The following is a 26784-nucleotide window of genomic DNA, read 5'->3' on the forward strand; positions in this document are numbered from 1 at the left end:
GTGGGTTTTTACGTTGTTCCCCGCAAAGATAGGAATAAAAAACCAGAATACGAACTAAATAATGCTCTTATTAATAATAGAAAATGAAGAACAAGCTAGTGTTAGAGCCGTATTAGGGCATTTTATTTTTGTCTACACGCATCCATATATGGATGGTAATGGACGGATGGGAAGGTTTTTAATGAACGCAATGCTTGCCTCAGGAGGCTACCCTTGGACTGTAATACCGGTTGAAGAACGGGATAAATATATGAATGCTTTAGAGCATGCTAGCTTTGATCAAAATATAAAACCGTTTGCAGAATATATTGCCTATTTAGTTAAGGCAGGCTTAAAAGGTGCGCCTATAGCTAAAATAGATACAAGGAATTAAATAGGTTTCAATTCACAAAATCACATTAAATTTGATTCAAGTTAGCTTAATTTGATTGTAGTTTCTCATACAAATGTTAAAGTTTTCATAAAAATGGGCGAATTTGGTGTCAGTGAAATTTTAACCCTTTGAAAACCCCAGTTAATCCTCAAAAAACTAAAATTTGGTTAGTTCAGCCTTCATTACCAAGCATTTACATCATTTCTTGTAAAGGTTTTTTTTGTTCGGGTACAACATTTTATTTGGTGCATTCCACGTCTATTGATGAACAGAGGCTACAAAATTTGGTAAAAGCCTACAATAAAAAAAAGCTACACTTAATCAAAAATGGAGTGTTTTTTTCAGATTGTGCCATTGCCAATCCACCAACAAGTGTTGTTTGCGAAAATAACAAATGTGTTGCTGTTTATTAAAACTAAGTTTTTACTTATTTTTGGGGCATGCAAAAACTACTGTCATACCCTTTAACCGTTTTACATTTACTTTGTTTTTTTACAACATTGGTCATTTTTCATCCCATCCAATGGGTGTGTTTTAATCTGTTTGGTTATCAGGCACACAAAAAAAGTGTGGACATTATGCAGTGGTTCCTAATGCGTTGCGGCAATGTTTTAGGAACTCGCTATACATTTACCAATATGCATAAAATTGATACCAACTTGCCTTTAATAATTGTTGCAAACCACCAAAGTTTGCACGACATATATCCGATTACCTGGTATATGCGCAAACACCATCCAAAATTTATTAGCAAGATAGAGTTAGGTAAAGGCATCCCCAGTGTATCTTACAATTTACGTCATGGAGGTGCGGCTTTAATTGATAGAAAAAACCCCCGGCAATCATTACCTGCTCTCATGAAGTTTGGTGAGTATATTGAAGAAACCAAACGTGCCGCCGTTATTTTTCCGGAAGGCACCCGAAGCAAAAATGGTGCGCCCAAGCCATTTCAGACAAAAGGTTTGGAAATTTTGCTTAAAAAGATACCTTCCGCTTTAATTGTTCCTATCTCCATAAATAACTCTTGGAAAATGTATCGGTATGGCAAATTTCCTATGGGAATTGGCTCTCATATTACATTTACTGTACACGAGCCCATAAAATTGTCTACCTTTGTAGATAAAGATGCGCTTTTAAGTAGAATTGAATCTACAATAAAAAGTGGAATACACCTTTAAAATTTAAATATGTCGTTGAAGAATGTGAGATTAGAAGTGATGCAGTTTTTGGAAAAAGACGTAGATGCACTTATTCAAAAATATTTGATTCCTGTTGAAAAAATATGGCAACCCACAGATTTTTTACCAAACTCTGAAGGGGATGATTTTTTTGAAGAAGTTAGGGAAATTAGAGAGCTCTCAAAAGAATTGCCTTATGATTTTTGGGTGGTTTTAGTGGGCGATATGATTACTGAAGAAGCTTTGCCGACTTACGAGTCGTGGTTGATGGACGTGGAAGGCGTAGACAACGTAGATAGAGAAAATAGCTGGGCTAAATGGGTGCGCCAATGGACTGCCGAAGAAAACCGCCATGGCGATGTACTTAATAAATTCTTATACCTGTCTGGTCGTGTTAATATGCGCGAGATAGAAATTACCACCCAGCATTTAATTGCTGATGGTTTTGATATTGGCACCGATAGAGATCCCTACAAAAACTTTGTTTACACCAGTTTTCAGGAATTGGCAACTTATGTTTCGCACAACCGTGTGGCTAAAATAGCAACCCAGAGTGGCAACAAGCAGTTGGGTAAAATGTGTAAAATCATTTCCGGAGACGAAATGAGACACCACCATGCCTATTCTGAGTTTGTAGAGCGTATTTTTAAGGTAGATCCTAGCCAAATGATGATGGCGTTTCACGATATGATGAAACTAAAAATTACCATGCCTGCACATTTTTTAAGGGAATCGGGCAACAAGATAGGTTCTGCTTTCGAAGAATTTTCAAATACCGCACAACGCATAGGTGTTTATACCTCAAACGATTATGTAGATATTTTAGACAAATTGATTAAACGTTGGGAAATTGATAAAATTACCAACCTTAGCGATGAAGCTGAAAAAGCCAGGGATTATTTAATGAATTTGCCAGCTAGAATGTATCGATTGGCTGATAGGATAAAAATACCCGAAAACTCATTCCAATTTAAATGGGTGGAGCCAGCTGCGGTCAAGTAGTTTTTTACAATCATACTGTTCGTGCAAAATCTGTTCTATTGAACTCATGTTTTTAAATTAGACGTGTTTTTAATAAAATAAAGTGCTTCCTGTTTTAAAGTTTGGCTACTCAACATATAAAACTATATTTTTGTAAACGCCATTTTTTAGATGGAATTAAAAAGTATGAACCTTCCATAACTAAATTTCAATACTAAAGGAAATGATTGTATGGAAGCACCATGTGTCCAATAAAAAACAAATAACATACATACATGAATGAGGAATACGCTGTCTGTGTTGATTTTTATTTGGAAACATCCATTCAAAAAATACTCCCTAAAGCATACATAGCCCAAGTAAATGAAAATAACTTAACCTATGTTGAAAAAATAGCCACATTCGAGCTGGCAGAAAGTTTTAACATTCAAAACCTTTCCAACCTTCAATCTGCCATAGATCTTTGTAACGAACTCTCCTTAATTGCTATAACCAAAAAATACAATGCCAAAACCAACAAACAAAAACCGTTATCGGAATTATTAAAGGATAAAGGTTTTAACAAAATTTTTGAACAATACTATGCTCTAAAATTAGATATGTTGCTTAAAAATTTAGAAGAAAACAATATCCCTTTTGCTTTTTATTTAGAGAAAACCACCCCTTTTTATAAACAACAATTTTCTTTTTCTGAAAAAGAAATAAGCCCCATTTTACATTTTCTAAAAACCGCAGACAACATACTTTATACGCTTTCGCTAAAAACGGATACCGAAACCATACAGCCATATACCGAAAAAACCATTCTTATTCTAAATGACCCCAGTTATATTGCGATCAACAAAAACGTATATCGATTAAAAACAATAAATGGCAACAAAATCAAGCCTTTTATAACCAAAAAAAGTATTGAAATACCTAAACGAACAAGTAAAATCTATTTTAAAACCTTTATAAAAGACATTTTAAACCATGTAGAAATAGAAACCGAAGGCTTCGGTTTTGAACAAAAAACAGACATAAAAAAATGTGAAATCCGCACATTCTACAATTTTTTCAAGAACCGTTATTTATTGGATATATGCTTTGTTTACGAAGATTTTTCGTTTTCATTTAGCAACAAAAAAAAGTTTGCTTCCAAAATGCACATTGAAGACGATATTGTTGTTTTTCAAACCAAAAGAAACACTACAGAAGAAAAAAAATGGATAGAAAAAGCAACTGATTTGGGGTTAAAAAAAACAGAAAACAATTTTTTTTATTTTGAAAACACGCCTAAAAACGAAGATCCATACCAGCAAATCCAAGAACTTTTAAAAAACAAGGAATCCTTTATAAAACAAGGTTTTTTTATAGAAGACATAGCGGTTGAAGGCAAAAAAATAGTTCCAAATTCTGCATTTATATCTTCAAAATATGAAGAAAAAGAAGATTGGTTTGATTTGAAAATGCAAATTTCGTGTGGCGATTTTTCATTTCCATTTTCAAATATTATAGAAAATATCCGCAACAACAATCCTTTTTATGAATTGCCCGATGGTTCTTATTTTTTAATCCCACGCATATGGTTTTCAACCTATAAAGATCTTACAGAATTTGGGGTTATTAAAAACGGACAATTAACATTAAAACGCAATCAATTACCTATCATAAACCATCTACCAAACATAGCCATTGGTGCCGTTTGCAAAAAACAAAACATTGCATATATCCCTTCCAATAATTTAAAGGCCACTTTGCGAAATTATCAAACCGAGGGCGTAAAATGGCTTTTAGACCATAACCAGAACCAATTGGGAGCTTGTCTTGCCGATGACATGGGGCTAGGGAAAACCCTGCAAACACTGGCTGTTTTAACCCATATTAAAGACCAACTAAACCCCGCCGTTACAACAGAGCCCCTCGATTTGTTTTCGCAAACAACATTAAAAAAAGAACCTTTAAAAGCATTGGTTATCGTGCCTTCATCGTTGGTTTTTAATTGGAAGAACGAAACCAAAAAGTTTGCTCCATTTTTGCAAACCATTGGTTATACAGGCAAAGACCGAAAAACAATAAAGCGAAAACTGCATTTATACGATATTGTTTTTACCTCTTACCCTATTGTTTTAAAAGACATCAACCATTTTAAAACGCTCGATTTTACCTATTTAATTTTAGATGAAAGCCAATATATAAAAAACAAAAACTCTAAAATATTCAAAGCCATCAACAGTATTTCAACAGCCCACAAAATAACCTTAAGTGGAACACCTATTGAAAACTCACTCGACGATTTATGGTCGTTAATGCAATTTATTAACCCGGATTTGTTAGGAACTTTCACGTTTTTTAAAAACTATTTTAAAATTCCGATAGAAAAACATCAGGACGAAAGCAAAACAGAAGCCTTAAAAAACCTTATTCAACCCTACATTTTAAGACGAACAAAAGAGCAGGTAGCCAAGGATTTGCCCCCTATTTTAGAACAAGTATTTTATAGCGAAATGCAACCCAAACAACAAGAATGGTATGAAGAGGAAAAATCGAAAGCCCGAAATTCGTTGTTGCACGCTAACGAGCATCCAACAAAAATAAACGTGTTGAACACTTTAATGCGTTTACGCCAAATTGGTAACCATCCAAAACTGGTAGTCCCTGATTTTCAAGGAGATTCGGGTAAGTTTTTAGATGTTATTGAATATTTGCAAACGCTTATTAAAGCGGGCCAAAAAATTATTTTGTTCAGTTCGTTTGTAAAACATTTAGCCATTTATACGCAGTGGTGCAAAGAACACCACATACGTTTTTGTGAATTAACGGGCGCTACAAAATCGGAAAACAGGCAAACTGAAATTGATAAATTCCAAAACGACCAAACAGTTTTATTGTTTTTTATTTCTCTAAAAGCAGGCGGCGTTGGGCTTAATCTTACGGCGGCTTCTTATGTGGTTTTATTGGACCCGTGGTGGAACCCTTTTGCCGAAAACCAAGCCATTGCCCGAGCCCACCGCATAGGACAAAAAAAGCAAGTAAACGTGGTGCGATTTATTGCAAAAGATACGATTGAAGAAAAAATACGTTCGTTGCAGGAAAAGAAAAAAGAAATTTCAAATACCATTATCGAAACCGATAATATTCCTGACGACGTAAGCAATAATTTAGGTTATTTACTGTCTTAAAAAAAGGTAAATAGACCTGATTTAACAAAATTTCAACAAAAAAAAGCTTTTTATGACTTCAACTGAAATAATAAATAAAACCATCGATTTTGCAAAAGAAACCCTTGCGAATGCCGAAGGCGGGCACGATTGGTTCCACACCCTAAGGGTGTATAACAATGCCCTGCTCATCTCTAAGAATGAGGCTGTAGATATGTTTATCGTTTCGTTAGGGGCTTTATTGCACGATATTGCCGATAGTAAATTCCATAATGGCGATGAAACCGTTGGGCCGCAAATGGCACGAAAATTCTTATATGAACACAATGTGGACTCCAAAACCATAGAGCATGTTGTAACCATTATCGAAAACATTTCTTTTAAAGGAGGCCATGAACTTCAAAAATTCCGCTCCCCAGAACTGGATGTGGTTCAAGATGCCGATAGATTGGATGCCATGGGTGCTATTGGGATTGCTAGATGCTTTAATTATGGGGGTTTTAGGAACAGGACTCTTTATAACCCGGATATTAAACCAAACCTAAATATGAGTAAAGACGAATACAAGACATCAACCGCACCAACCATCAATCATTTTTACGAAAAACTTCTGCTTTTAAAAGATAAAATGAACACCAAAACAGGAACAAAAATCGCTTTGGAAAGACATCAATATATGGAGCGGTTTTTAGAACAGTTTTATGCTGAGTGGGAAGGTAGAAAGTAAAAAACAAAAATTCCAAAAACAAAAATTCCAAATACACGGATTACACAGGTTACTTTCCTCCAAGTAATTTAAGTGTAAAATTAAAAAGTTCAAATAATTATAAATTACGTAATAATTCCTCCCCTTTTTTTAAGGGGAGGTGCCGATAGGCGGAGGGGTTTATGATATTAGATATTTAAATAAGATTTAATTTTTTTGTGATGTTCTTAATCCAACCTGTAAAAAAAAAATCATTTACTGAATAATCAGTTTTATTTCTTTCCTATAATTGGAAGCACTTTTGCCCGTTATTTCATTAAACTGTTTGTTAAAATGCGAGAAATTATTAAACCCGCATTCATAACAAATATCGGCAATGCTCATTTGGCTTTCATTTAAAAGTTTGGTAGCGTGCACCACTCTATACTCGTTAACGAGTTCTGTAAAAGTTTTACCGGTGGCCTTTTTAAAATAGCGGCAAAAAGCCGGTACGGTCATGCTTACTTTATCGGCAATTTCATCTAACGAAATGTGGTTTTGAAAATTTTTATTGATGTATTTAAATATAATATCAATTTTAGCACTGTCTTGTGGCTCGGTTTCAAAAGCAAAACCATCGGCATTTAATAAAGTATAATCATCTGTTGTTGCTAAAAAATGTAATATTTCCAAAAATTTCAAGACGCGTTTTAAGCCGTCGTGTTCCAAAAGCTTCTCTATTTTCGGGCCTATTTTCTTTTTTGTTTCTATTTTAAATCGAATGCCTTGTTTCGCCCTTTCAAAAAGCGACACTATGGCAGCCATTTCCGGTACACTAAGAAAATCGTCTCCTAAAAAATTCGATTTAAACTGTACAGTGGTTTCTGTGCCACTAGCCGTTAACCTATCGGTAAAACCATTGTGTGGTAAATTAGATCCAATAAGTATTAATTGACTATTGTTAAAATAGGATAAATGGTTTCCTATATGTGTTTTTCCTTGCCCTTTGTTTATATAGATAAGTTCCAATTCTGGGTGAAAATGCCAGAATGCACCATTCTTATCTACCGTATCTACATGTTGTTTAACTAATATAGAACTTCCGAAACTTGGGGTAAGCTTTCTAAAAGTTGGTTTTTTATTAATCATAACATAATTTATTTACAACAAAATTACGGGATATTGTTATGCAAACATAGCTTTTTTTACCCTTATTATATGCTATATTAACTTTACATGCCGTTAACATTTAATTAACAGTTAATATAGCATACAAATTGGTCAAATTTGATGTTTTCTATACTTCACTTATATGATACCTTTGTATTGTTGAATGTTAATAAACCCAAATCATTAAAATAACAAAGAAAACAATTCCTACTTACATCTGTCTTAGCCTTAAAGTTAAGTAGCACAAAAAGTAGAATGTATAAATAAATTAGAAAAACAAGATTATAAAATCGTTTTCAACTCTAACAACAAAGAGTTTACAATATTCATTAATAATTAGTTTAATGTCTTATTTAGTTTAGTTGGTAAAGTGGGCTGTGGTGGCCCACTTTTTTTTGCTTTATTTTAATGTTCCAAAAAACTGCTCCTAGCACAAAACAAATACCGCTCAAAAAATCAGTTTAAATCCTTTGATGCCACATTTATGTTTTTTGTAGTAATTATACTCAATTAACCCCATTGTATTCTATATTAATTTAACATAAACATGATATTAAATTAATAGATAAAATAGCATATAAATATGTAAATATCAATGTTTTATAAAGTTAATACCCGCTTTATATTTGCAGTATAAAAACATTAAAAAACCAAATCATGAAAAACGCAATGAAAAACACAAAAAAAGGAATCTTAATGGTAACTATGTTTGCTACCTTGTTAAGTTTCGCCAATGATGCCCCATTTTACATCATTAAAAATGAGGCTAACAGAACCTCACTTACTTTAACAGATGTAAAGCAAGGAAACCTATTGTCCATTATAGACAACAACGGTATGGTACTATATAAGGAAACCATTCAGGAAACAGGAATCTACACTAAAGGGTTTGATTTAACAGCATTGCCAAATGGCAATTATATTTTTGAATTGAACAAAGATTTAGAAATCAATACCATCCCTTTTAGCGTATTGTCCAATGAAGTTACTTTTAACAAGGAACTTGAAAAAACAATTTTTAAACCTTTTACAAGGGTAAAGGGTAATTTAGTTTACCTAACAAAACTGGCTTTAAATGAGGCCCCTCTAAAGGTTGAGATTTACTTTATTGATAATGATCTAAAATCAGAACTTATTTATTCTGAAACTATTAAAAACACCATGCACATTAATAGAGTTTATAAGTTATCTGGTTTAAAACATGGCGATTATAAAATTGTTTATAACACAGATGGACGTGTATTTACTAATGACATTAAAAACTAAAAAACAAATCTGAATACTGGAAAAGAGTGGGCGCCAGTCCACTTTTTTCATTTAAAATCAGTGTTATCCGATAAAATGTTTACAGACTGTCGTTTTTTATATTTTTAGGTGTTTCGCTCAATTATTAGTCTTTTTGACCTAGTTTTGAAATCATAATAAAAATTTAGGATTTAAAAAAATAATTAGAATGTTTATCTGTTAGTTACCACCAAGTCTTTATTCTATATTCTAACAGCGAAGCGGTCTTGATTCTTTCCCGGACAACAATGATTTAAAATAACCTTAATTGCCCATCTTTAAATTGGGCATGTAAGCTGGTGTTCAATTTTGGCATTACCTTGTTTTTAAAATATTTTTGTCTGGCGAGTATTACAAGATTATTGATTTGCTCAGCAATTTTTCCTTCACCGCGCATCCGAGTGCCGTAACGCGAATCGTTTAAGGTCCCACCATGGCAACTTTCAATTTGGCGCAGTACTTTTTCAGCTTTATCGGGCATGGTTTTATGAATCCAATCGGTAAAAATTTCGCCAATAGCGCCATTGAGTCTTACAATGGTATGGGCTATTGATAATGCACCATGTTCTGATGCTGCTTTTGCCAATGCTAGTATTTCATGGCTGTTTATGGACGGAATAATGGGCGCCAACATCACGTTTACAGGAATGCCATGATCACTTAATGTTTTTACGGTTTCCAAACGTTTTTTAATGGAAGCGGTTCTGGGTTCCAAAACACGTCTGGTATCTTCTGAAAGCGATGTAATGGAAACATTGACACCTATTAAATTATCCTTTGAAAGTTCTTTTATAACCTCTAAATCCCGAAGTATTAAAGCGTTTTTTGTAATAATGGCAACTGGATGCTTATATTTTAGGAACACTTCTAAACACCGACGGGTTATTTCAAATTGTTTTTCGGCAGGTTGGTAGCAATCGGTGTTGCCAGACATCACAATGGGGTGCGCCTTCCAACTTTTCTTTTTTAAAAGCGCTTCCAAAAGTTTTGGTGCATCTTTTTTTACCATAATGCGACTTTCAAAATCCAAACCGGCACTATAGCCCCAAAATTCATGGCTATTGCGCGCATAACAGTATATGCAACCATGTTCGCAACCTTGGTAGGCATTCATGGAATAAGACATGCCTATATCTGGGCTTTCCACCTTATTTACAATAGTTTTAGGAAAAACCTCTAAATAAAGGGTTTTGTTTTTATCGCTTTCTTCACCCTCTTTATGGCAGAATTCTAAAAAATCGTCACGCATTTCGTGGCTTAATTCGAAGAAACGGTTATGTACATTAAGTTGTGCGCCACGGCCTTTTATAGTGGATTTTGGGTCCATTTTAGTAAAAATAAAGATTGAATGCTGCGTAGTCCCGATAGCTATCGGGATTTAAAATTACTTATAATTTACGCTGAAAAATGTTAAAACAGGAATGGGTTATTAACAAAATGGGGGACTGGTTAAGTTACCTTTAATCAATAAGTTCCCCCAACAGAACTTATTATTAGATTTTCTTCTAAAAGCTATCCTCTTGATTTATATTCATAAACTATATTTTAAACAGAGTAAATAATAATGTTTATTAAATGTGACTGTGAATTGTCTATGGAGTTGAAAAAATGTATAATTTAGGCTTATTCAAATTTTTTAAACTTTATTAAAGGATTTTTAAGGACCTTACTATTATGAAAAAGCTTTTTATATTATTTTTCTTTTTAATTACCAGCATATTACCCTCTCAAAATAGCGATATGTTCTCGCATAAATTAGATGACTTGGTTAGTTTGGATGTTCCAAAAAATTTCGTTGAATCAGACACACTTATAGATGGTGTAAAAATACACCAAATTAGATTTAAAACAGAATCTTATAACTTTATTGTCCAAAAAGTGCTTTTTGAAAATGAAGACCAAAAACAAAGTCTTTCTAGGCTACCATACGATTATACCAGTTTGATAGACGAATATAATAGGGTTATTGCCATAATGAGATATAGAGTTCCTTATTATTTAAGGACTACAACATTGGTAAAAAAAGAAGGCTTTACTGGTTATAATTTGAAATTTGTAAATGATTTGGAAACGCCTACTTACGAAGCCGAGTTTTATTTATTAAATAAAAACTTATATACTTTTTTCTATGCAAGCGACACACAATTTGACCCCAATGTTAAAACTGAACTCTTTAATTCCGTTAAAATAGACACTAAAAAGGATATTAGCCAATATTTAGGTAAACCTCCAAAATATAGATTAGGCTATGTAATAGCTACTTACTTCTTCTTGAGTTTATTAATAGTTTGGGTTATAATTATTTCGATTAAAATTTACAGAAAGAAAAAAGGTAAATCCAGTATTTTTCATGAATAGAAACGTTTTTAATCAATTAGAATATTAATTTAAACGGACAGTTTTTGTTTAAACTTTTATGAAATTAAAATCCACGAAAATTTATTTACATTTGAAGATTAAGTAAAAACAATATTAATGAAATTAACTCCTGAACAGTTATACCATAAACTAACAAAAGAATACAAAATAATAGGAGAAAAAGGAAGTGTTGAATTTACTTTAAAAGACCTCACTATTACTGTAAAAACAAAAGACACTATAGGAAATTTAATTCAAGAATGGTTGGCCGCTTGGTTAAACGCAAATGACGTTGATTTCTTTTTGAAACCCAATACACAAGATTTCCCTGATTTAAATTTAGATTTAGAAAATCAAGATAAAGGATTGGTTGAAATTAAATCGTTTGATTATGATAGCGGTGCAAATTTTGATGTTGCAAATTTTATGGCATATAGAAGGTCAATCATTGAATTTCCCTACAGGCTCGATTCTGATTATTTAATATTTGGATATAAAATGATGAATGGTCAGATTGAGATTGCCGATGTGTGGCTAAAAAAGATTTGGGAAATAACGGGACCCAGCGGTGATTGGCCATTAAGATGCCAGGTTAAACAAGGCGATTTAGTAAATATCAGACCCATTAAATGGTATGATAATGATAGAACAACTTATAAACCTTTTAAATCAGCATTAGAATTTCTAGAAGCTTTTCAGGAAAACCAATATAAATACGGCAAAACTAGACATGAAAAAGGCACTGCTTTGTTTTTAGACAAAGTAAAAAAGGGCTATACAGCTTCGACTGGTAAATCCTTGAGGTGATAATTTGCTTTGAAAATTTCAGCGACTTGGTTAACTACGTGTTCGACAACAGGAACAGCAACGGTATTTCCTAATAAATCAAAAGCTTCAGTTTCTTTAACGGGAATTTCATACCATTCTGGATAACCGAATAAGCGTAATCCTTCGCGTATTGTCAACCGTCGCAAACCACCATTATCCGGAACAGCCAATCTCGAAACATCAGTAGCAACAAGCGTTGGGGCAATATCGTTTGGATCCAATATTTTATTTATCTCAAAACTCAATTTTCCAGTTACAATATTATATCCTTTCGGTTTTGTTTCATCATGAACACGAAAACTTTTTTCTCCATTTTCAGTTTTCTCCAGAACTAATTTTTTAGGATGCTCAAATCTTAAATATCCTTTTTTAACCAAATCATCCAACAATTCTTTAAGGGTATCATTTTTATGGAAAGTCGAGATCTGTTTTAAAGTCAATGCCATTCCGTCCATCCAGTCAATTCCAATTTTTTCCGCCCAATGCTTTTTTCTTCGTTCCTTAAAAAGCTTATTCAGCAGAATTATTTGCTCGTCCGTGACCTCGCCTTTAATTCCAATGTCCCAACTATGAATATTGTTATCGCCTCCTCTTTTATCTTTAATGGACTTTCCATACAAATCTTCCATTTCAAAATGACGAAAAAGCTTTTCTGTAAAGTCAGATTTAATCGTTTCTAAACCGCTTTCTAAAATAGTTTTTAAGGGCTTAAATTCTTTGTCTGAAAAAGTAAGATTTGGTTTTTCATCTTTCGTTCCAACTATAAAAATTCGTTTGCGTGATTGTGGCAAGCCAAATTCAATAGAATCCAAAACTTTCCAAGAAACTTTGTAACCTAACTCATTCTTAAGCTTGTCTAAAATAATCGACAACGTCTTTCCGATTTTATCGTTTTTATTCTCTAAATCGTGCTTCACAAGACCCTCAACATTCTCCAATATAAAACCATAAGGTTTTTTTTCTTTTATGATTCTTTCAATTTCAAAAAACAAGGTGCCTCTTGTTTCAGAAAATCCGTGACGATTTCCCGCTGCGCTAAATGATTGACAGGGAAAACCTCCCAATAAAAAATCAAAATCTGGAATTTGTTCATTATCAACTCGGAAAATATCTCCTACAAAATAATTGTGACTGAAATTCTTTTCTAAAGTTTCAACTGCATATGGTTTAATCTCAGAAGTCATTACACATTCCGTTTCAAAACCTAATTCGTTAAACGATTTTTCAAAACCTAATCTTATTCCTCCAAGTCCAGCAAATAAGTCTATAAATTTAACTTTTGGCATTTTTATTATTTTTTTAGGTTATAATTTGTGGTTCAGCAGCAATTAACAATTGATTTTCGTCCCGATAGCCATCAGGATCGATTTCTATTTTTTCACAACCAATTACGGTTAAGCATTGAAAAAAAAATGATGCACTAAAAGTACCTCGACTAATTTTACTATCGATACTCGATTTGGTTTCGTCAATTCCAATTTGTTCAAGCATAGTTGCCAAGTCTGAATTTGAAATTCCTCTACGAACCAATTCTGACTTTAATAAACGCTTGACTTTATTATTCCAATCCGTCATATTTTCTACTTGATTAATCGCAAATGTGGATAATTATTTGCAAATATGCAAATAATTTAATGAAGATATAAATAAATTGTTAGCAAGTTTATTGGAAAAAACAGTCAAAATATCCTCCAACTTTACTTCCCCGGAAAATCAGCCTTCCTTTTTTGTAAAAAAGCCGTGGTGCCTTCGGTAAAATCATCGGTACCAAAACAGTTTCCAAATTCCTGGATTTCAATGTTAAATCCGTTAACGCCATCTTTATAATGGGCATTAATGGCTTTAATGGCAGAACTTACTGCAACCGTTGAGTTGTTGCTTATTTTACGGGCTATTTTTTCACAAAGTGGAAGCAATTCCTCTTGTGTGGTTACATGGTTTACCAATCCGTAATTCAAAGCTTGGTTGGCATCAATCATACTTGCCGTCATAATCAATTCCATAGCGCGCCCTTTGCCAATTAATTGTGGTAAACGTTGTGTACCTCCATACCCCGGAATGACCCCAAGCGATACTTCCGGAAGTCCCATTTTGGCATTGTCGCTGGCTATTCTAAAGTGGCATGCCAGGGCTAATTCCAGTCCGCCGCCTAGTGCAAAACCATTTACGGCAGCAATGACGGGTTTTGATAAATTTTCAACAAAATCGAATAATATCCTTTGCCCTTTTGCGGCTAAATTAGTGCCTTCTTTCACATCAAAATCGGCAAATTCGCTAATATCTGCACCGGCAACAAACGCTTTTTCGCCACTTCCGGTCAGTATAATAACTTTGGTGCCTTCATCGGCTTCCTCATCCTTAAACGCTTCATGCAACTCCTTAATGGTCTCCATGTTTAGGGCGTTTAATTTATTAGGACGGTTAATGGTTATGGTGGTGATGCCATTGTTTTCTTTTACTACAATATTGTTGTAACTCATGGTTTTTATTATTTTATGTTTTTATTCTTCTTTAAAAAGTTCTAATCCTTTTATTTCAGGTATATCCGACTCAAAAACCCTTATGGAAGTTTTAATGATTTTATTGGTCTCAAATTTAGTTAAAACTATGTACTTTAGTGCATCTCGCTTTAGCTTCTAAAAATCTTTATTCAGTTTCCTTTGAGCCAAAAAAGAGTATACAGGTAATCGAATTAATATGTTGGTTTCATTCGAGTAATCACGTATTGCTGACTTTAGTCAGATTTTAAAACCTATGGCACTTTAGTCCATAGTGGTTTAGTTGATTTATCTCTGGCCGATTTACTATTAATCCTTGCTTTTTAGTTAATGAAATTCTTTGTGTGTATGTCATCCATATCTGTTTCTTTGTTGGCAAAAAAGTAAACAACATACTTTTCTGCTTTCCAAGAACCTTTGCCATAAAATTTTCTGCAGGATTCATTTTACCTGCAATGTCTCTATAAAAATTGTATAAAAACGTACCGTCGGCGTTCAAAGATAGTGTCCATTTCATTTTTGTCCCATCTGCTAAATTTGGGATTCTTGTATAATTTCCAACAAAAGATTCAGATTGGGCAAACGTTGCGAAGCTAAAGGTAAAAGTTACTATTAAAAATAGGTTTTTCAATATCATAAAGTTTAATTTATAAGATTACTGTCTCCTCAGGAATAATTTATTCTTTTGGAAACATGACTTTAAACACCGTTCCTTTTCCTTTCTGAGTGGTAAAAGTGATGCTGCCTTTATAGGTTTCTACAATGTTTTTTACCATGGCCAAACCAAGTCCCATGCCGCTGGATTTGGTTGTGAATTTTGGCTCGAACACTTTTTCTATATTTTCTTCTGAAACGCCAGAGCCATTATCGGCAACCGTTATAACCACATCATTGTTATTAGTGCCCACATTAACGTTGATTTTCGGATCCTGGTTTTCCGGCAATGCCTGAATTGCGTTTTTTACCAAATTTGTAACCACTCTAATTAATTGTGTTCTATCAAATTTTGCGATAACTTCTTCAGATTCGGCAGTAAATACAATGTAATCTTCATTAAAAATATCGAGTGCCAATTTTACAATATTGACCACGTTTAAGGTTTCATTTTGTTGCGCCGGCATTTTTGCAAAGTTAGAAAATGCTGAGGCAATGGAGCTCATGGTATCTATTTGCTGAATTAAGGTTTTACTGTATTCGTCAACTTTTAAATGGATTTTTTCATCGGTAGGGTCGAACTTGCGTTGAAAGTTTTGAACCGTTAAGCGCATGGGTGTTAAAGGGTTTTTTATTTCGTGCGCTACCTGTTTGGCCATTTCCCTCCATGCCTGTTCACGCTCGCTTCTTGCCAGTTGTATGGCACTTTCCTCCAGTTCGTCAATCATGCTGTTATACGATGTAACCAAAGTAGTAATTTCTTCGCTGGTATCGTCTACATCTATTTTTTGGTTGCGCTTTTCCAGTCGTGTGGTGTTTATTTTATCGCTAATGGTTTTTAACGATTTTGTAATGTATTTAGAGAGTAAAAAAGCTATAAAAATGGCCATGACCAATACCAGCATAAAAGCAAAACCTAATCGTTTTAAAAACTCTTGGAGCTCTTTGGTAAGAAAATCATCCTTTTCTAGATAAGGGATGTTCAAAATGGCTATGGCTTTTGACTTTTGATCTAAAAGATAGGTAAATGACGATTGAAAAATCTCTCCATTTTCATCATGTTTATCAACAAACCGATGCGATGCCGTGTTTGAAATAGCGTTTAAAGTTTGGGCATCAAGACATTTATCGGCAGTGTTTTTTTGTAAACCTGCTTTTGAAGAAATTAATAAGGAGCCTTCTAAGTCGTACAGATTAATTTGCAGTTTATGGATGTCTGCTATGTTATAAACTTCTTCTTTAAATATTAATGGAATGTTTTCTGTTTTAACTTCCCATGTGTTTTGCCGTCCATTTAAAATGCGTTTTAAATGTGTCTGGACGTTTTCTTCTTTTCGCTTTAAACGGTCTTTATGATAATCCTCACTTTGTTCTTTATATTGAAATATGGCTACTGCCGAAATAAGGATGGATGCCAACAATACCAGCAGTATCATGGCCAAAAAAATACGGGTGCGTAAAGAGAGTTTCTTTAGTTTCATATAGTTAATTCCTCTGGGCATCAAAGCGTTCGTTATGGAAGTTTCATTTAAAAGAATGATGCAATAAATATAGCAATAATTGAACCAAACAGTCCAGGTTAATTTGCAAACTTGATGTGGGTTGGTGGGTGTACTAGTGATTTCTATGATGTTTTTAAAGGAATTTGATACCTTGGTCACTTCACGGGGCTTGGTATGGGTCGAGTTCAGTATCTCCCTTAAACCACTTTGGATAAACAATTGGGTTTGGTGTTTTTTAAAAAGTAAATCAAACTTGTTTTTTTTGGAATGATATCCAACCGGTTGCTTGAAAACTGTCCCTTTGTTTTGAAATTAAATTTAGGAATATTCGTGAGAATTTATAAAATGAAAAAGGTGAACGAGAGTTCACCTTTTTGCCCCAAATCTACCATGAACTTAACCTACTTATGTTATGGTGGGTCAAATATACAGGGGTGAAGGTGTCTAATAAAATATTTTAGCCAAACTACTTAAATTTTGGCTTAAAGGAGTTTGGCTTATTTTTATTCGGAATTCACAAATTAAACATTAATAGCCATTAAGATTGTAACCGTTTGATTGTCAGTAAACAAAAGGGATTCATGGTTTTGTTTTTAATGACATTGTAAACCACGTTGAAAAACAAACGATCCGACAAAGTATGATAAAATCAAAAAACAATGCCTCGTATCATCCATACAGAAGCAATTTGCTAACAATTTTCAATATTATAATGCCATGCCATTTAGTTAAGGTTCTTTTTAGATCCCGAAACAAGTTCGGGATGACAAACTTGCCAGCACATTGTCATGCTGAACTTGTTTCAGTATCTTTTTGTTTGATATTTTTTTGCTAATCATTACCCAATTTCCTTAACTAAATGGCATTGATTACAGATTCCTCATTTTATAATTTTTTTGTAATAACATGCCCATTGTTCATTATTACTTTTACAATGAAATCTATTTTACAACAAGCTTATGGTTGTTAATCTCTCCCGCTCTAGATATTGACAGTATATAGATCCCTGTTTCCAAATCTGAGGTATTGACCTCTGTTTTATTCTCTGTTATCTGTATGTTTTTTTTTAACCTGCCCAATGTGTCAAATAATTTGGCCTCCATTTTTCCTTGATCGCCCGTGCTACTATAACTTACACCCTCGAGCTGAATATTAACAATCCCATTTGATGGGTTCGGATATATGCCGATATACCCTGGACTACTACTGGTGTTGTTAACTTTTTTTTGTTTAACAGCTTTTAATGGAGTTACCCCTCCTCCATCATCACAATCTGTTGGTATATATTTGGTGTACCATTCCGATACGCCACAATCGTTCCTGGCCCTAATTTTTACCGTCATACCATAATTTCCGTCTATAGGGTCTACAAAAACAGTGCTTATGCCATTATAAGTACTACTGTTAACGTTTGGAATAACCACTTTGCCCCCCGAAATAATCCATTCATACTGATAAACACCCTCAATATTTGGTGATTGCTGCGCATTTATTTCGCCCATGGTACAACCAAATACAGCAACGTGGGATAATTCACTAATTGTACTGGGTACACCTAACCAGATATTCCTTTGAATTACTTTTCCATTACCAAATGTTGCTTTAATCCAGCCTCCACCAGTTGAGTTCGTAGAAATTAGATTTACTGTTACAGAATTATCATTACTACTCACAATCTGTAAGTTATATGATACTTCCCAACTTGTTACTGGACTTGGAGTTGAACAATTATCAAATGTGAATGTTTCAAGCCCACATACCTGCTCTGAACCATTTAATTTATTTGGGCTCAAAGGATAATTTGGGACTTGAGGGTTACCCGCCAATTCTAATAATAACCAATTAACACTTTCTTCGGTGAAAGATGTATGTCGTTCATTAACTTTGGGTCCGAAATAACTATCAAAAGGAATCTCACCAGAACATACCAAGTTTCTGTCTAGTTTTTGAGACCAATTAAAGTTGGGATTATTGAACCCTAAAGCACTAACTGTTGGTATAAATGAATGTACTTCTTTGTTGGTTCTTGATTCAAAATGATCTCCCCATATACCTAAATAATAAGCTAATGCAAGTTCTTGAAAGTTTAAACCATTACTCCAATCTGAAATACCAACACCAGCACCTATAACAGCAGAATGAATTTCGTCTTCACTATTAAATAAACCTCCTGGCACAATATCCAAACTACCACGTGGATTGTTATTAGTATAACTTGCGGTACGCAATGGCTTTAATTCTCTCCAAAACCTTGCAACTTGCCCATTGCTTCCTGTGTTAGGCATATAATTAGTATTCATTTCTACTACTTTAACATCCCACCACAATTGGTTAACAAAACCATGTATTCTAAAATCTTCTTCTCCAGCCACACCAACTTTAGTACCATCAAGAGAACCGTTAACAATGGCCACTTTTCTTAAGTTTTGAGGGTAACCATTCGAGTTTGGTAATCCATTGGATTCTAAATTGCTGTAATATTGTTGATATACTGGAGAACCCCCATTAAGATAGTTGGGTAAATGACCTATTTTGTGTTGCTCTATTAATTGTTGTTGCGAAGCGGTAGATTTTAATTGGTTATTATAAAAATCTGCAGCAGCAACACTATCTCCAAAAGCATCCAACAAGTTTATCATGGACTGTATGCCCATGGGAATATTTGCTCCTAAATGTGGGCTATCTATACTAACCCAAAGCCGTGTATTGTGGTCTATATTGTTTTTTTCCATATAAGCTAATGCGTATCTACTAATCTGACCCCCCCATACTTGGCCCAACAATAACAAGTTTTTCACTACTGTTATTTGTATATAAAGTAGCGTTTAAATGATTATACAACGAAACATGGTTCCTAGCATTGCGCTCTATATAATCTGCTCCTCCATCTATGGTATTACTTCCTCGGGTATAAGTTGGGTGGTTAACCAAGACGACATCGTACCCTAAACCTCTTAACTCTTCTATTAAATCGACAGGATCATTATTGTTATCAAGATAAATCATAAACTCTTCAATAGAAACATGTTCATTAGCAGGTTTTGGTGAGTCTTCATCTTGTATTTTACGTTTATCGCCAGGGTCAAAACCATCAATAATTATTATTGGCCTTAATAACGTGGGTTGGGTATTTCCATTATTTGTATGGTAAAATATGCGATAATCAATCTCGCCATAAATTGGCGAAGTTTCGTCATAACCCTGAAACGAAATGGTAGATACAAATCCCTCTACATCTTCTACTAAAGGATCCATCATTCGGTTCTGAACAGTTTCAGGTAATTTTACATGCAATTTACCATACGTGGTTTTTACCGTTCCATCTTTATAGGTTGCAGTAAACTCTAAGGTTTTATAACCCGATGTATTGTACGTAATAGGTAGTTTAATCTGGTTATAATTATTTTTGCTATAAATTATATAATCTTTATTGGTATCAAAATTAGCTGTAATGAATATAATTTCATTTTCACTATCTTCAAACCATAAATTTGGGTTAAACAAGTAATTAATCGTGTTTCCCACAGCATAATCCAACAAGGGTGATATCACAAGAACATCGTGTTCTAAAAACACAGGGTTTTCATTTATTTTGGTTATTTTATTATTCTCAAAACGCAACGCACCCAACGATTCATTTTCTCTATTATAGTTTAGGCTTTGCAATTTTACATGTAAAACACCAATGTTAACTGTATTTAATTCTTGGTTCTTTTTGTAATCTTTACGTGCATCTTTGTAAGATTCGAACCTCGTTTTATTAGAAGCTTTATAAAGTTCTTGTAGTGCTTGTTCAAAATACCCTAAAACGGAAATGTTTTTTCCTTTGGTGTTAAAATGGGTAAGGTTGGCAATTGGTGTGGTTCGTTCATATAAAAAAGAAGACGTAAGTTTGGTTTTATCTATATGTACCAACATGCTATCTATGTTTGGTTCTGGAATGACGTCTTTAACTTGTCCAAAGCTAAAGTTAATGGCAGTTAAAAAAACAATTAAAGTAATTAAATTTCTCATAATTTTAAAGAATTAATAAGTGAAACATCTCTGTAAATGGTTTTATTTGTTATGTGGGTGCTATTGGCGTAGCACCCTTTTTTTATGGAAATTCCGTTTTTGACAATGTGAATCTATTTATATCAAATCTACCCTGAGTAATTTCAATAACATCTTCGGGATTATCTTTATTCTTTACTTTGCAGCTAAAGGTGCCAGAAACAATTCTATTATCAGAATCGTACTTTGTAACAGCTATTGTACCTCCATTCTCGACGGAACAGTACCACTTGAAAATTTGTAAACTAACATCCCAAATTCTACATCTGATATTTATGGTTGGGTTAGCATCTATACCATTTTCACAATTACTTTCATTAATTACAAAAGTACCTACTCCGTTTTCTTCCAAGGCATCGAAATGTATTTGCAATAAGCCTCCATTTCCACTTTTATAATCTCTTACGCGTAATTCGTTGTAAGGAGAATTATCTGGACCTCTAAAAAAAAGCATTCCGTAATCAGGACTTAAAGTAGATCCTGTTCCATCTCTAGGAGTCAATAGTTTACCATCTACATAACAGCCAAAAGTGTTTGCGCCAGTTTGAGTTATGGACGGTAACGTAGGGGTGAAATCCTTGTCATTTTCACTACAACCTTGTAGCAATAATAGGCTTAAAATTAAAATTGTTGTTTTCATAATGTTTAATGTTTATTTTTCTTTAGTAATATTTATAATAAGTGCATATCATTATCTTATCCGTATTGACTTGCTATACTTGATTAATTAGGCGATTGTATATTACCATCCCCTAAACTTAGTTCCCATGAAGAAGCTAAATAAACTGCAAGCCCAATATAAATTATCGCTCCAGAGGTTTTTAAGTATGAAAATTTTCTTTGTTTTACGTCTTCAATTTTAGAAACCGGTATGCTTGTTTGAATCCCTTTATTCATTAAAATAATAGAATCATTATTTACACTGTAAATTTTACCTTTAATTTTATCGAATTCTTGTGTCTTAATCTTGTACTTTTTAGAAACTACAAATTCATGATTATTTGAATCAACATGTTTATAACTGTAGCAACTAGAAAGTAGCAAGCAAAACGACAAAATATATATAATAGGCTTCATAGTTTTGTATTTTAATATTAACATGATGTGATTAACAGCCTTGTAAATTTAATTCAAGAGCACTGTAAAAGCACTTAATAATTATCGTTAATTCAAAATAAAATTCTTACATTTCACAAAAAAATTATTGTTTAATTAAATAAATTGTAAATAATGCAAAAAACATTTATTCTGCATCTAAAAGCACAAAATTTAAGTAACAGTTCTTTTGTGGATGAATTTGCAACGGTTTTGGATATTGGGCATGATGCTGCTTATAGAAGAATCAATTTAAAAACCCAATTAACACTTGAAGAAAGTGTAAAACTGGCAAAACATTTTAATGTATCATTAAATAATCTTTTTGAAGTAGGAAACCAGAATACCATTTTAGTAGAAAGGTCTCCAATAATAGTTAATGAAGTCGATTTGGAGTCTTATTTTGCCAAATCCATTGCTAATTTAATACCACTTACTAAATTAAAAAACGCTACTATATTATATTCTGCCAAAGACATTCCGCTATTTTACACTTTAAAAGACTCCCTGATTACGCGCTATAAAATTTACGTTTGGTTGAAATTTTCAAATAAGGAAATGATTGAAAACAAAATATCTTTTGATACTTTTATTGAAACGCTTCCTGATTCCCTCTTGCAAAAAGCAATTACATTGGGTGAGACCTATAACTATATAAACATTACGGAATTCTGGAATGAAAACACTATTAATGGAACACTACAACAAATTATATATTTTTATGAAGCGCAATTACTTTCTAAAGAACTTGCCCTAAAAATATGTGATGATTTAAACGATATTATTAAACATGTTGAAAAACAAACTATTCAACAAAGCATTATAAATTCAAAAAATAATGCTACTTATAATTTATACAAAAGTGATTTATTGACCATGAGCAATGTAATAATGGCAAAAACCACTTATAAGAAGGTATTCTTTGTGCCTTATACCGTCTTGGAATATTTAAAAATAGAACATCAAGATACTTGTGATGTTATGGAATATTTTTTTGAAAAGCAGATGTCCAATTCAAAATTACTTGTTCATTCGGGAGAAAAAGACAGAACCCTTTTTTTTAACAAAATGCATGAAAAAATAGACAGGCTAAAAGAAAGTATCATCATTAATCACAATTTTGGCTTGGAATAGCTAAGTAAATCGTTTCTTCTATTAAAAATGTTCAAAAAATGAAAAACCCCTTTTAGCATCTGCCAAAAGGGGTTTTAGATTTTAAAAAAGTATTTCTTACTACTTTTTATACTCTTTATTTAAAGCCTCTAAAATCGTTTTTGTTAAATCATGTTCATCTGTTCCGTACATAACGGTTGCTGCTGCATCACTAGTACCTAAAATAAACGTATAACCATTCTTTTTACCGTAATCTTTAACAAATTTCTTTACTTTACTTATAACAGAATCAATTTCAGTTTGATACCCTTGTTCGATTTGTTTTTGCTCTAACTGAATTTTTTGAGATAATAATTGCTCTTTTTGTTGAATCTCTTGAGACAACTTTTGTAGACTTGCAGGAGACATTCCTTGAGCTTTTAATTGTGCTTCTTTCAATTCTATTTGATACATACCAACAAGACTGTCTCTTCTTTTTTGGAAAACATTACTTTTAGCCTGAACTCTAGCTTCTAAATCTTTTTTCTCTTGGTAATCGTTTATAACGGTACCATTATCTACAAATCCAATTTTTGCCTGTTTTTGGCAAGATGTAAAAGCCAATGCTAATACAACAACATAAAATATATTTCTCATTTGTTTAATTTTTATTAACGCAAGCAAAAGTAATAAAGTAAACCATAAATATGGTAGAATTTTATTTGATTTTAATATATAAGCAAAATTTATATCAAATACCGCTTTCAATAACGAATCACTATTAAAATAGGGCTCGCCAAAAGAGCCTATATGCTTTAACAGGATTTAGCAAGGTGTTTGTTTGTTTAGGGTATGGAAAACGCGTTAAAAGCCTTTAAAATTGGTTTTGAGCTTTTTTAATGACATATATTAAAGAAGAAACCTCTTTTGTTGATAAAGATTTTAAATTTGAAAGCAACCCAATATAAATTCCTTTAAAAAAGTTCATTTTACCATTTTTATATTTTTCTGAAAGCAGACTTACATAAAATGCATCAAAATACATGGGTTTTGTTTTAACGACTTGCATGGAGACTTTAGAAACCAATTTTGAAATAGATTCTTTGTTGAAATGCCAAAGGTGTCTTGGCACATCATAAGCTGCCCAAAATTCTTTATAATAATTGGCATCATAACTTTTATAATTTGGCACAGCAATTATTAAGGTGCCGTTTGGTTTTATTAGTTTTTTGAAAATTTGAATCTGTTCTTCTAACTTTGGTAAATGTTCTAATACATGCCAAAGGGTTATAACATCAAAACTCTCAACTTGAAACTTTAAAAGTTCTTCAGTATCAAAAACCGAATTTTCAGTTTTACTATTTGCGATTGCTCGAGCTTGTTCGTTGGGTTCAATTCCTGTTACGTTCCAATTATTATTTTTTGCAAACTGAAGAAAATCGCCTGTGCCACATCCTACATCCAAAAGATTTTTTTCCGTTGAACTGACGTTATTTATAAGTTTTAATTTTTGTTTTAATGAAATGGTTCTAACCAAATGATATGCCTTTTCAAACCCATTTCTTTTAGAATCCGTATGGGAAATATAGTCTTCGCTTTTATAATAATCGGGCAATTTATCTGAAGATGGTTGTGGGGTCGTTTCCAAAAAACCGTATTCTGGATTCTGGATTAATTCGAAAACTTCTCCTGAAACGGCATGGTCTTTTACTTTTAGAGATTGATGCTTTGAATTGTTTTTTGCCATAGCTTGTCCCGATTTTTAGGGAAATGCACTAATGTTTTTTATAAAATCTTTTGAGTGTTCCACGTGGAACGTTTAACCCTTTGTGTAACTCTGTGTGTTCTTCGTCTGATTCTGTGCAATAACATGACACAAAGAAGACACAAAAATCACGATTAAACTAAGTCAATAGAAAGAATTTGTTTTCAAAATTTAACGGTTTACAATGTGTCCTCAATCATGTGATTTCTTCCCGATAGATATCGGGATTAGCAGAAATTTAACGTCCCATATAAACCAACAAAACAGATATGTCATTAGGCGATACCCCGCTGATTCTGGATGCTTGCGACACCGATGTAGGCTGTATTTTTTTTAGCTTTTCTCGTGCTTCAAAACTCATGGATTTAATTTGCGAGTAATCAAAATTAGTTGGTATTTTTACATATTCTAATCGCGTTAATTTATCAGCATTATTCTTTTCTTTGGAAATATAACCAGCATACTTTACTTGAATTTCTGCTTGTTCTATAACTTCATTGTCTAAACTATTATCATTTATGTAGGCTTCAACCAGATCAAATTTACGCATATCTTCTATGGTTATATTAGGTCTTGAAAACAATTTAAACATCTTATCAGATTGTTTCACAAGGGCTGAATCTTTTGCTTCAAGCACCGGATTAGCATCCTCTGGTTTCACACTGGTATCAGCAAAAAAATTCACAAACTTTTCAGCTTCTTCATGTTTTTGTTCCATACGTCTTAAACGCTTTTCACTAGCTAAACCTATTTCAAAACCCTTAGGAGTTAGTCTTAAATCAGCATTATCTTGTCGTAATAGTGTTCTATATTCGGCTCTAGAAGTAAACATCCTATAAGGTTCTTCTGTGCCTTTAGTTATTAAATCATCTATTAAAACGCCAATGTAAGCTTCATCCCTTTTTAACACTAAAGAGTCTTTTTCTTGAACTTGTAAACTTGCATTAATACCGGCCATCAAACCTTGGGAAGCTGCTTCCTCGTAGCCCGTAGTTCCGTTAATCTGACCTGCAAAATATAACCCTTCAATTAGTTTAGTTTCTAGAGTATGTTTCAATTGCGTTGGTGGGAAATAATCATATTCAATAGCGTAACCTGGTCTAAAAAACTTCACGTTCTCAAAACCAACTACGGAACGCAATGCCTTAAATTGTACGTCTTCAGGAAGCGATGTTGAAAAGCCATTAACATAAACTTCGCAGGTGCTCCAACCTTCAGGCTCCACGAATAATTGGTGTCTATCTTTATCCGCAAAACGATTGATCTTATCTTCAATGGACGGACAATAACGCGGTCCCAAACTTTTAATCCGACCGTTGAACATGGGCGATCTATCAAAGCCTTCTCTAAGCAAATCGTGCACCAATTCACTGGTATAAGCCATGTGGCAAGACCGTTGGTTTTCCAAAGGTTTGGTAATATCCAAATACGAAAACTTTTCCGGGTTTTCATCCCCTGGTTGTTCAATCATTTTAGAATAATCCAAGGAACGCCCATCCACTCTGGGAGGTGTTCCTGTTTTCATTCTCCCAGATTCAAAACCCAAGCTTACCAATTGCTCGGTAATTCCTGTAGCGGCTTTTTCTCCTGCCCTACCACCACCAAAATTCTTATCGCCAATATGGATCAACCCGTTTAAAAAAGTGCCATTTGTTAACACTACGGACTTTCCTTTTATTGCAACTCCCAACGATGTTTTAACCCCGGCAACCTTACCATTTTCTATCAATAAACCAGCAACCATTTCTTGGTAGAAATCAAGGTTTGGCGTTCCTTCCAACATCAATCTCCAATCTTCAGCAAAACGCATGCGGTCGCTTTGAACCCTGGGGCTCCACATAGCAGGCCCTTTGGATTTATTGAGCATTTTAAATTGAATAGCCGATGTATCAGAAACGATACCTGAGTACCCGCCCAACGCATCAATCTCACGTACAATCTGTCCTTTTGCAATACCACCCATAGCAGGATTGCATGACATTTGTGCGATGTTTTGAAGGTTCATTGTAACAAGCAATGTCTTACTTCCCATGTTGGCGGCAGCGGCGGCGGCTTCACTTCCTGCGTGGCCAGCACCAACTACGATAACATCATAAACATCATTAAACATAACTTATTTATTTGATTG

Annotated in this window: 23 protein-coding genes; 9 read left to right on the forward strand and 14 right to left on the reverse strand. The window is 33.5% G+C overall.

Translation table 11 applies throughout. From position 1 onward, the window contains the following. Window positions 1–61 precede the first annotated feature (61 nt). From ACU1LP_RS11975 to ACU1LP_RS11995, 5 genes are all read left to right on the forward strand, one after another. Entirely contained in the window at window positions 62–373 is a 312-nt protein-coding gene (locus tag ACU1LP_RS11975) for a Fic family protein (protein WP_445736368.1), read from the forward strand. Window positions 374–813: 440 nt separating this feature from the next. Then, a complete protein-coding gene (locus tag ACU1LP_RS11980; RefSeq protein ID WP_445730697.1) occupies window positions 814–1551 on the forward strand; it encodes a lysophospholipid acyltransferase family protein in 738 nt (245 codons plus the stop codon). Window positions 1552–1560: 9 nt separating this feature from the next. After that, on the forward strand, window positions 1561–2553 hold the full coding sequence (locus tag ACU1LP_RS11985) for an acyl-ACP desaturase (protein WP_445730696.1): 993 nt from the start codon (window positions 1561–1563) through the stop codon (window positions 2551–2553). A gap of 254 nt (window positions 2554–2807) precedes the next feature. Further along, window positions 2808–5693 (forward strand): SNF2-related protein, encoded by a 2886-nt coding sequence (locus tag ACU1LP_RS11990; RefSeq protein WP_445736369.1) that lies wholly within the window; start codon window positions 2808–2810, stop codon window positions 5691–5693. Between the two features lie 52 nt (window positions 5694–5745). Further along, a complete protein-coding gene (locus ACU1LP_RS11995) occupies window positions 5746–6399 on the forward strand; it encodes an HD domain-containing protein (protein ID WP_445733419.1) in 654 nt (217 codons plus the stop codon). Window positions 6400–6633: 234 nt separating this feature from the next. Here ACU1LP_RS11995 and ACU1LP_RS12000 read toward each other — a convergent pair whose 3' ends face one another. Beyond that, window positions 6634–7506, reverse strand: a complete 873-nt coding sequence (locus ACU1LP_RS12000) for an AraC family transcriptional regulator (RefSeq protein ID WP_445730693.1) — start codon at window positions 7504–7506, stop codon at window positions 6634–6636. Between the two features lie 678 nt (window positions 7507–8184). On the opposite strand from ACU1LP_RS12000, the gene ACU1LP_RS12005 reads away from it, so the two are divergent. After that, on the forward strand, window positions 8185–8793 hold the full coding sequence (locus ACU1LP_RS12005) for a hypothetical protein (protein ID WP_445730692.1): 609 nt from the start codon (window positions 8185–8187) through the stop codon (window positions 8791–8793). A 271-nt stretch (window positions 8794–9064) separates the two neighbouring features. On the opposite strand, the gene ACU1LP_RS12010 is transcribed toward ACU1LP_RS12005, so the two are convergent. Further along, the gene (locus ACU1LP_RS12010; RefSeq protein WP_445736370.1) at window positions 9065–10138 is read right to left on the reverse strand and encodes a PA0069 family radical SAM protein; all 1074 of its coding nucleotides are present in this window, start codon (window positions 10136–10138) and stop codon (window positions 9065–9067) included. A 347-nt stretch (window positions 10139–10485) separates the two neighbouring features. On the opposite strand from ACU1LP_RS12010, the gene ACU1LP_RS12015 reads away from it, so the two are divergent. Further along, window positions 10486–11169, forward strand: coding sequence for a hypothetical protein (locus ACU1LP_RS12015; protein WP_445730690.1), 684 nt, complete (start codon window positions 10486–10488; stop codon window positions 11167–11169). 117 nt (window positions 11170–11286) lie between these two features. Continuing rightward, the gene (locus ACU1LP_RS12020; protein WP_445736371.1) at window positions 11287–11976 is read left to right on the forward strand and encodes an NgoBV family restriction endonuclease; all 690 of its coding nucleotides are present in this window, start codon (window positions 11287–11289) and stop codon (window positions 11974–11976) included. Here ACU1LP_RS12020 and dcm read toward each other — a convergent pair. From dcm to ACU1LP_RS12065, 9 genes are all read right to left on the reverse strand, one after another. Continuing rightward, window positions 11943–13283 (reverse strand): DNA (cytosine-5-)-methyltransferase, encoded by a 1341-nt coding sequence (gene dcm, locus ACU1LP_RS12025; RefSeq protein ID WP_445736372.1) that lies wholly within the window; start codon window positions 13281–13283, stop codon window positions 11943–11945. The two genes, ACU1LP_RS12020 and dcm, sit on opposite strands and share 34 nt — an antisense overlap. Before the next feature lie 13 nt (window positions 13284–13296). Beyond that, window positions 13297–13572, reverse strand: coding sequence for a DUF6471 domain-containing protein (locus ACU1LP_RS12030; protein ID WP_445736373.1), 276 nt, complete (start codon window positions 13570–13572; stop codon window positions 13297–13299). A gap of 122 nt (window positions 13573–13694) precedes the next feature. Beyond that, window positions 13695–14477 (reverse strand): enoyl-CoA hydratase/isomerase family protein, encoded by a 783-nt coding sequence (locus ACU1LP_RS12035; protein ID WP_445736374.1) that lies wholly within the window; start codon window positions 14475–14477, stop codon window positions 13695–13697. 265 nt (window positions 14478–14742) lie between these two features. Continuing rightward, window positions 14743–15126 carry a hypothetical protein gene (locus ACU1LP_RS12040; protein ID WP_445736375.1) on the reverse strand — a complete coding sequence of 128 codons (384 nt, stop codon included), beginning with the start codon at window positions 15124–15126 and terminating at the stop codon, window positions 14743–14745. A gap of 46 nt (window positions 15127–15172) precedes the next feature. Then, window positions 15173–16630 carry an ATP-binding protein gene (locus ACU1LP_RS12045; protein WP_445730741.1) on the reverse strand — a complete coding sequence of 486 codons (1458 nt, stop codon included), beginning with the start codon at window positions 16628–16630 and terminating at the stop codon, window positions 15173–15175. A gap of 962 nt (window positions 16631–17592) precedes the next feature. Next, complete coding sequence (locus ACU1LP_RS12050; RefSeq protein WP_445736376.1) at window positions 17593–19383, reverse strand: T9SS type A sorting domain-containing protein; 1791 nt, start codon at window positions 19381–19383, stop codon at window positions 17593–17595. 19 nt (window positions 19384–19402) lie between these two features. Then, window positions 19403–20665 (reverse strand): hypothetical protein, encoded by a 1263-nt coding sequence (locus ACU1LP_RS12055; RefSeq protein ID WP_445733412.1) that lies wholly within the window; start codon window positions 20663–20665, stop codon window positions 19403–19405. A gap of 82 nt (window positions 20666–20747) precedes the next feature. Next, entirely contained in the window at window positions 20748–21344 is a 597-nt protein-coding gene (locus tag ACU1LP_RS12060) for a hypothetical protein (RefSeq protein ID WP_445730732.1), read from the reverse strand. A gap of 83 nt (window positions 21345–21427) precedes the next feature. After that, a complete protein-coding gene (locus ACU1LP_RS12065; RefSeq protein WP_445733411.1) occupies window positions 21428–21781 on the reverse strand; it encodes a hypothetical protein in 354 nt (117 codons plus the stop codon). A 153-nt stretch (window positions 21782–21934) separates the two neighbouring features. Between ACU1LP_RS12065 and ACU1LP_RS12070 the strand changes: the two genes are divergently transcribed. After that, complete coding sequence (locus ACU1LP_RS12070) at window positions 21935–22933, forward strand: hypothetical protein (protein ID WP_445730734.1); 999 nt, start codon at window positions 21935–21937, stop codon at window positions 22931–22933. A 99-nt stretch (window positions 22934–23032) separates the two neighbouring features. On the opposite strand, the gene ACU1LP_RS12075 is transcribed toward ACU1LP_RS12070, so the two are convergent. The 3 genes from ACU1LP_RS12075 to mnmG form a co-directional block, all read right to left on the reverse strand. Then, window positions 23033–23548, reverse strand: coding sequence for an OmpH family outer membrane protein (locus ACU1LP_RS12075; protein ID WP_445736377.1), 516 nt, complete (start codon window positions 23546–23548; stop codon window positions 23033–23035). Between the two features lie 217 nt (window positions 23549–23765). Next, on the reverse strand, window positions 23766–24638 hold the full coding sequence (locus ACU1LP_RS12080; protein ID WP_445733410.1) for a class I SAM-dependent methyltransferase: 873 nt from the start codon (window positions 24636–24638) through the stop codon (window positions 23766–23768). Between the two features lie 256 nt (window positions 24639–24894). Next, complete coding sequence (gene mnmG, locus ACU1LP_RS12085) at window positions 24895–26766, reverse strand: tRNA uridine-5-carboxymethylaminomethyl(34) synthesis enzyme MnmG (RefSeq protein WP_445733409.1); 1872 nt, start codon at window positions 26764–26766, stop codon at window positions 24895–24897. Window positions 26767–26784 lie beyond the last annotated feature (18 nt).

The organism is Mariniflexile sp. (assembly GCF_052728615.1).

Excerpts from the sequence above, each read along its gene's own strand:
- ACU1LP_RS11975 (WP_445736368.1), top strand. The coding sequence starts at position 62 with ATGCTCTTATTAATAATAGAAAATGAAGAACAAGCTAGTGTTAGAGCC.
- ACU1LP_RS11980 (WP_445730697.1), top strand. The coding sequence starts at position 814 with ATGCAAAAACTACTGTCATACCCTTTAACCGTTTTACATTTACTTTGT.
- ACU1LP_RS11985 (WP_445730696.1), top strand. The coding sequence starts at position 1,561 with ATGTCGTTGAAGAATGTGAGATTAGAAGTGATGCAGTTTTTGGAAAAA.
- ACU1LP_RS11990 (WP_445736369.1), top strand. The coding sequence starts at position 2,808 with ATGAATGAGGAATACGCTGTCTGTGTTGATTTTTATTTGGAAACATCC.
- ACU1LP_RS11995 (WP_445733419.1), top strand. The coding sequence starts at position 5,746 with ATGACTTCAACTGAAATAATAAATAAAACCATCGATTTTGCAAAAGAA.
- ACU1LP_RS12000 (WP_445730693.1), bottom strand. The coding sequence starts at position 7,506 with ATGATTAATAAAAAACCAACTTTTAGAAAGCTTACCCCAAGTTTCGGA.
- ACU1LP_RS12005 (WP_445730692.1), top strand. The coding sequence starts at position 8,185 with ATGAAAAACGCAATGAAAAACACAAAAAAAGGAATCTTAATGGTAACT.
- ACU1LP_RS12010 (WP_445736370.1), bottom strand. The coding sequence starts at position 10,138 with ATGGACCCAAAATCCACTATAAAAGGCCGTGGCGCACAACTTAATGTA.
- ACU1LP_RS12015 (WP_445730690.1), top strand. The coding sequence starts at position 10,486 with ATGAAAAAGCTTTTTATATTATTTTTCTTTTTAATTACCAGCATATTA.
- ACU1LP_RS12020 (WP_445736371.1), top strand. The coding sequence starts at position 11,287 with ATGAAATTAACTCCTGAACAGTTATACCATAAACTAACAAAAGAATAC.
- dcm (WP_445736372.1), bottom strand. The coding sequence starts at position 13,283 with ATGCCAAAAGTTAAATTTATAGACTTATTTGCTGGACTTGGAGGAATA.
- ACU1LP_RS12030 (WP_445736373.1), bottom strand. The coding sequence starts at position 13,572 with ATGACGGATTGGAATAATAAAGTCAAGCGTTTATTAAAGTCAGAATTG.
- ACU1LP_RS12035 (WP_445736374.1), bottom strand. The coding sequence starts at position 14,477 with ATGAGTTACAACAATATTGTAGTAAAAGAAAACAATGGCATCACCACC.
- ACU1LP_RS12045 (WP_445730741.1), bottom strand. The coding sequence starts at position 16,630 with ATGAAACTAAAGAAACTCTCTTTACGCACCCGTATTTTTTTGGCCATG.
- ACU1LP_RS12050 (WP_445736376.1), bottom strand. The coding sequence starts at position 19,383 with ATGGAAAAAAACAATATAGACCACAATACACGGCTTTGGGTTAGTATA.
- ACU1LP_RS12055 (WP_445733412.1), bottom strand. The coding sequence starts at position 20,665 with ATGAGAAATTTAATTACTTTAATTGTTTTTTTAACTGCCATTAACTTT.
- ACU1LP_RS12060 (WP_445730732.1), bottom strand. The coding sequence starts at position 21,344 with ATGAAAACAACAATTTTAATTTTAAGCCTATTATTGCTACAAGGTTGT.
- ACU1LP_RS12065 (WP_445733411.1), bottom strand. The coding sequence starts at position 21,781 with ATGAAGCCTATTATATATATTTTGTCGTTTTGCTTGCTACTTTCTAGT.
- ACU1LP_RS12070 (WP_445730734.1), top strand. The coding sequence starts at position 21,935 with ATGCAAAAAACATTTATTCTGCATCTAAAAGCACAAAATTTAAGTAAC.
- ACU1LP_RS12075 (WP_445736377.1), bottom strand. The coding sequence starts at position 23,548 with ATGAGAAATATATTTTATGTTGTTGTATTAGCATTGGCTTTTACATCT.
- ACU1LP_RS12080 (WP_445733410.1), bottom strand. The coding sequence starts at position 24,638 with ATGGCAAAAAACAATTCAAAGCATCAATCTCTAAAAGTAAAAGACCAT.
- mnmG (WP_445733409.1), bottom strand. The coding sequence starts at position 26,766 with ATGTTTAATGATGTTTATGATGTTATCGTAGTTGGTGCTGGCCACGCA.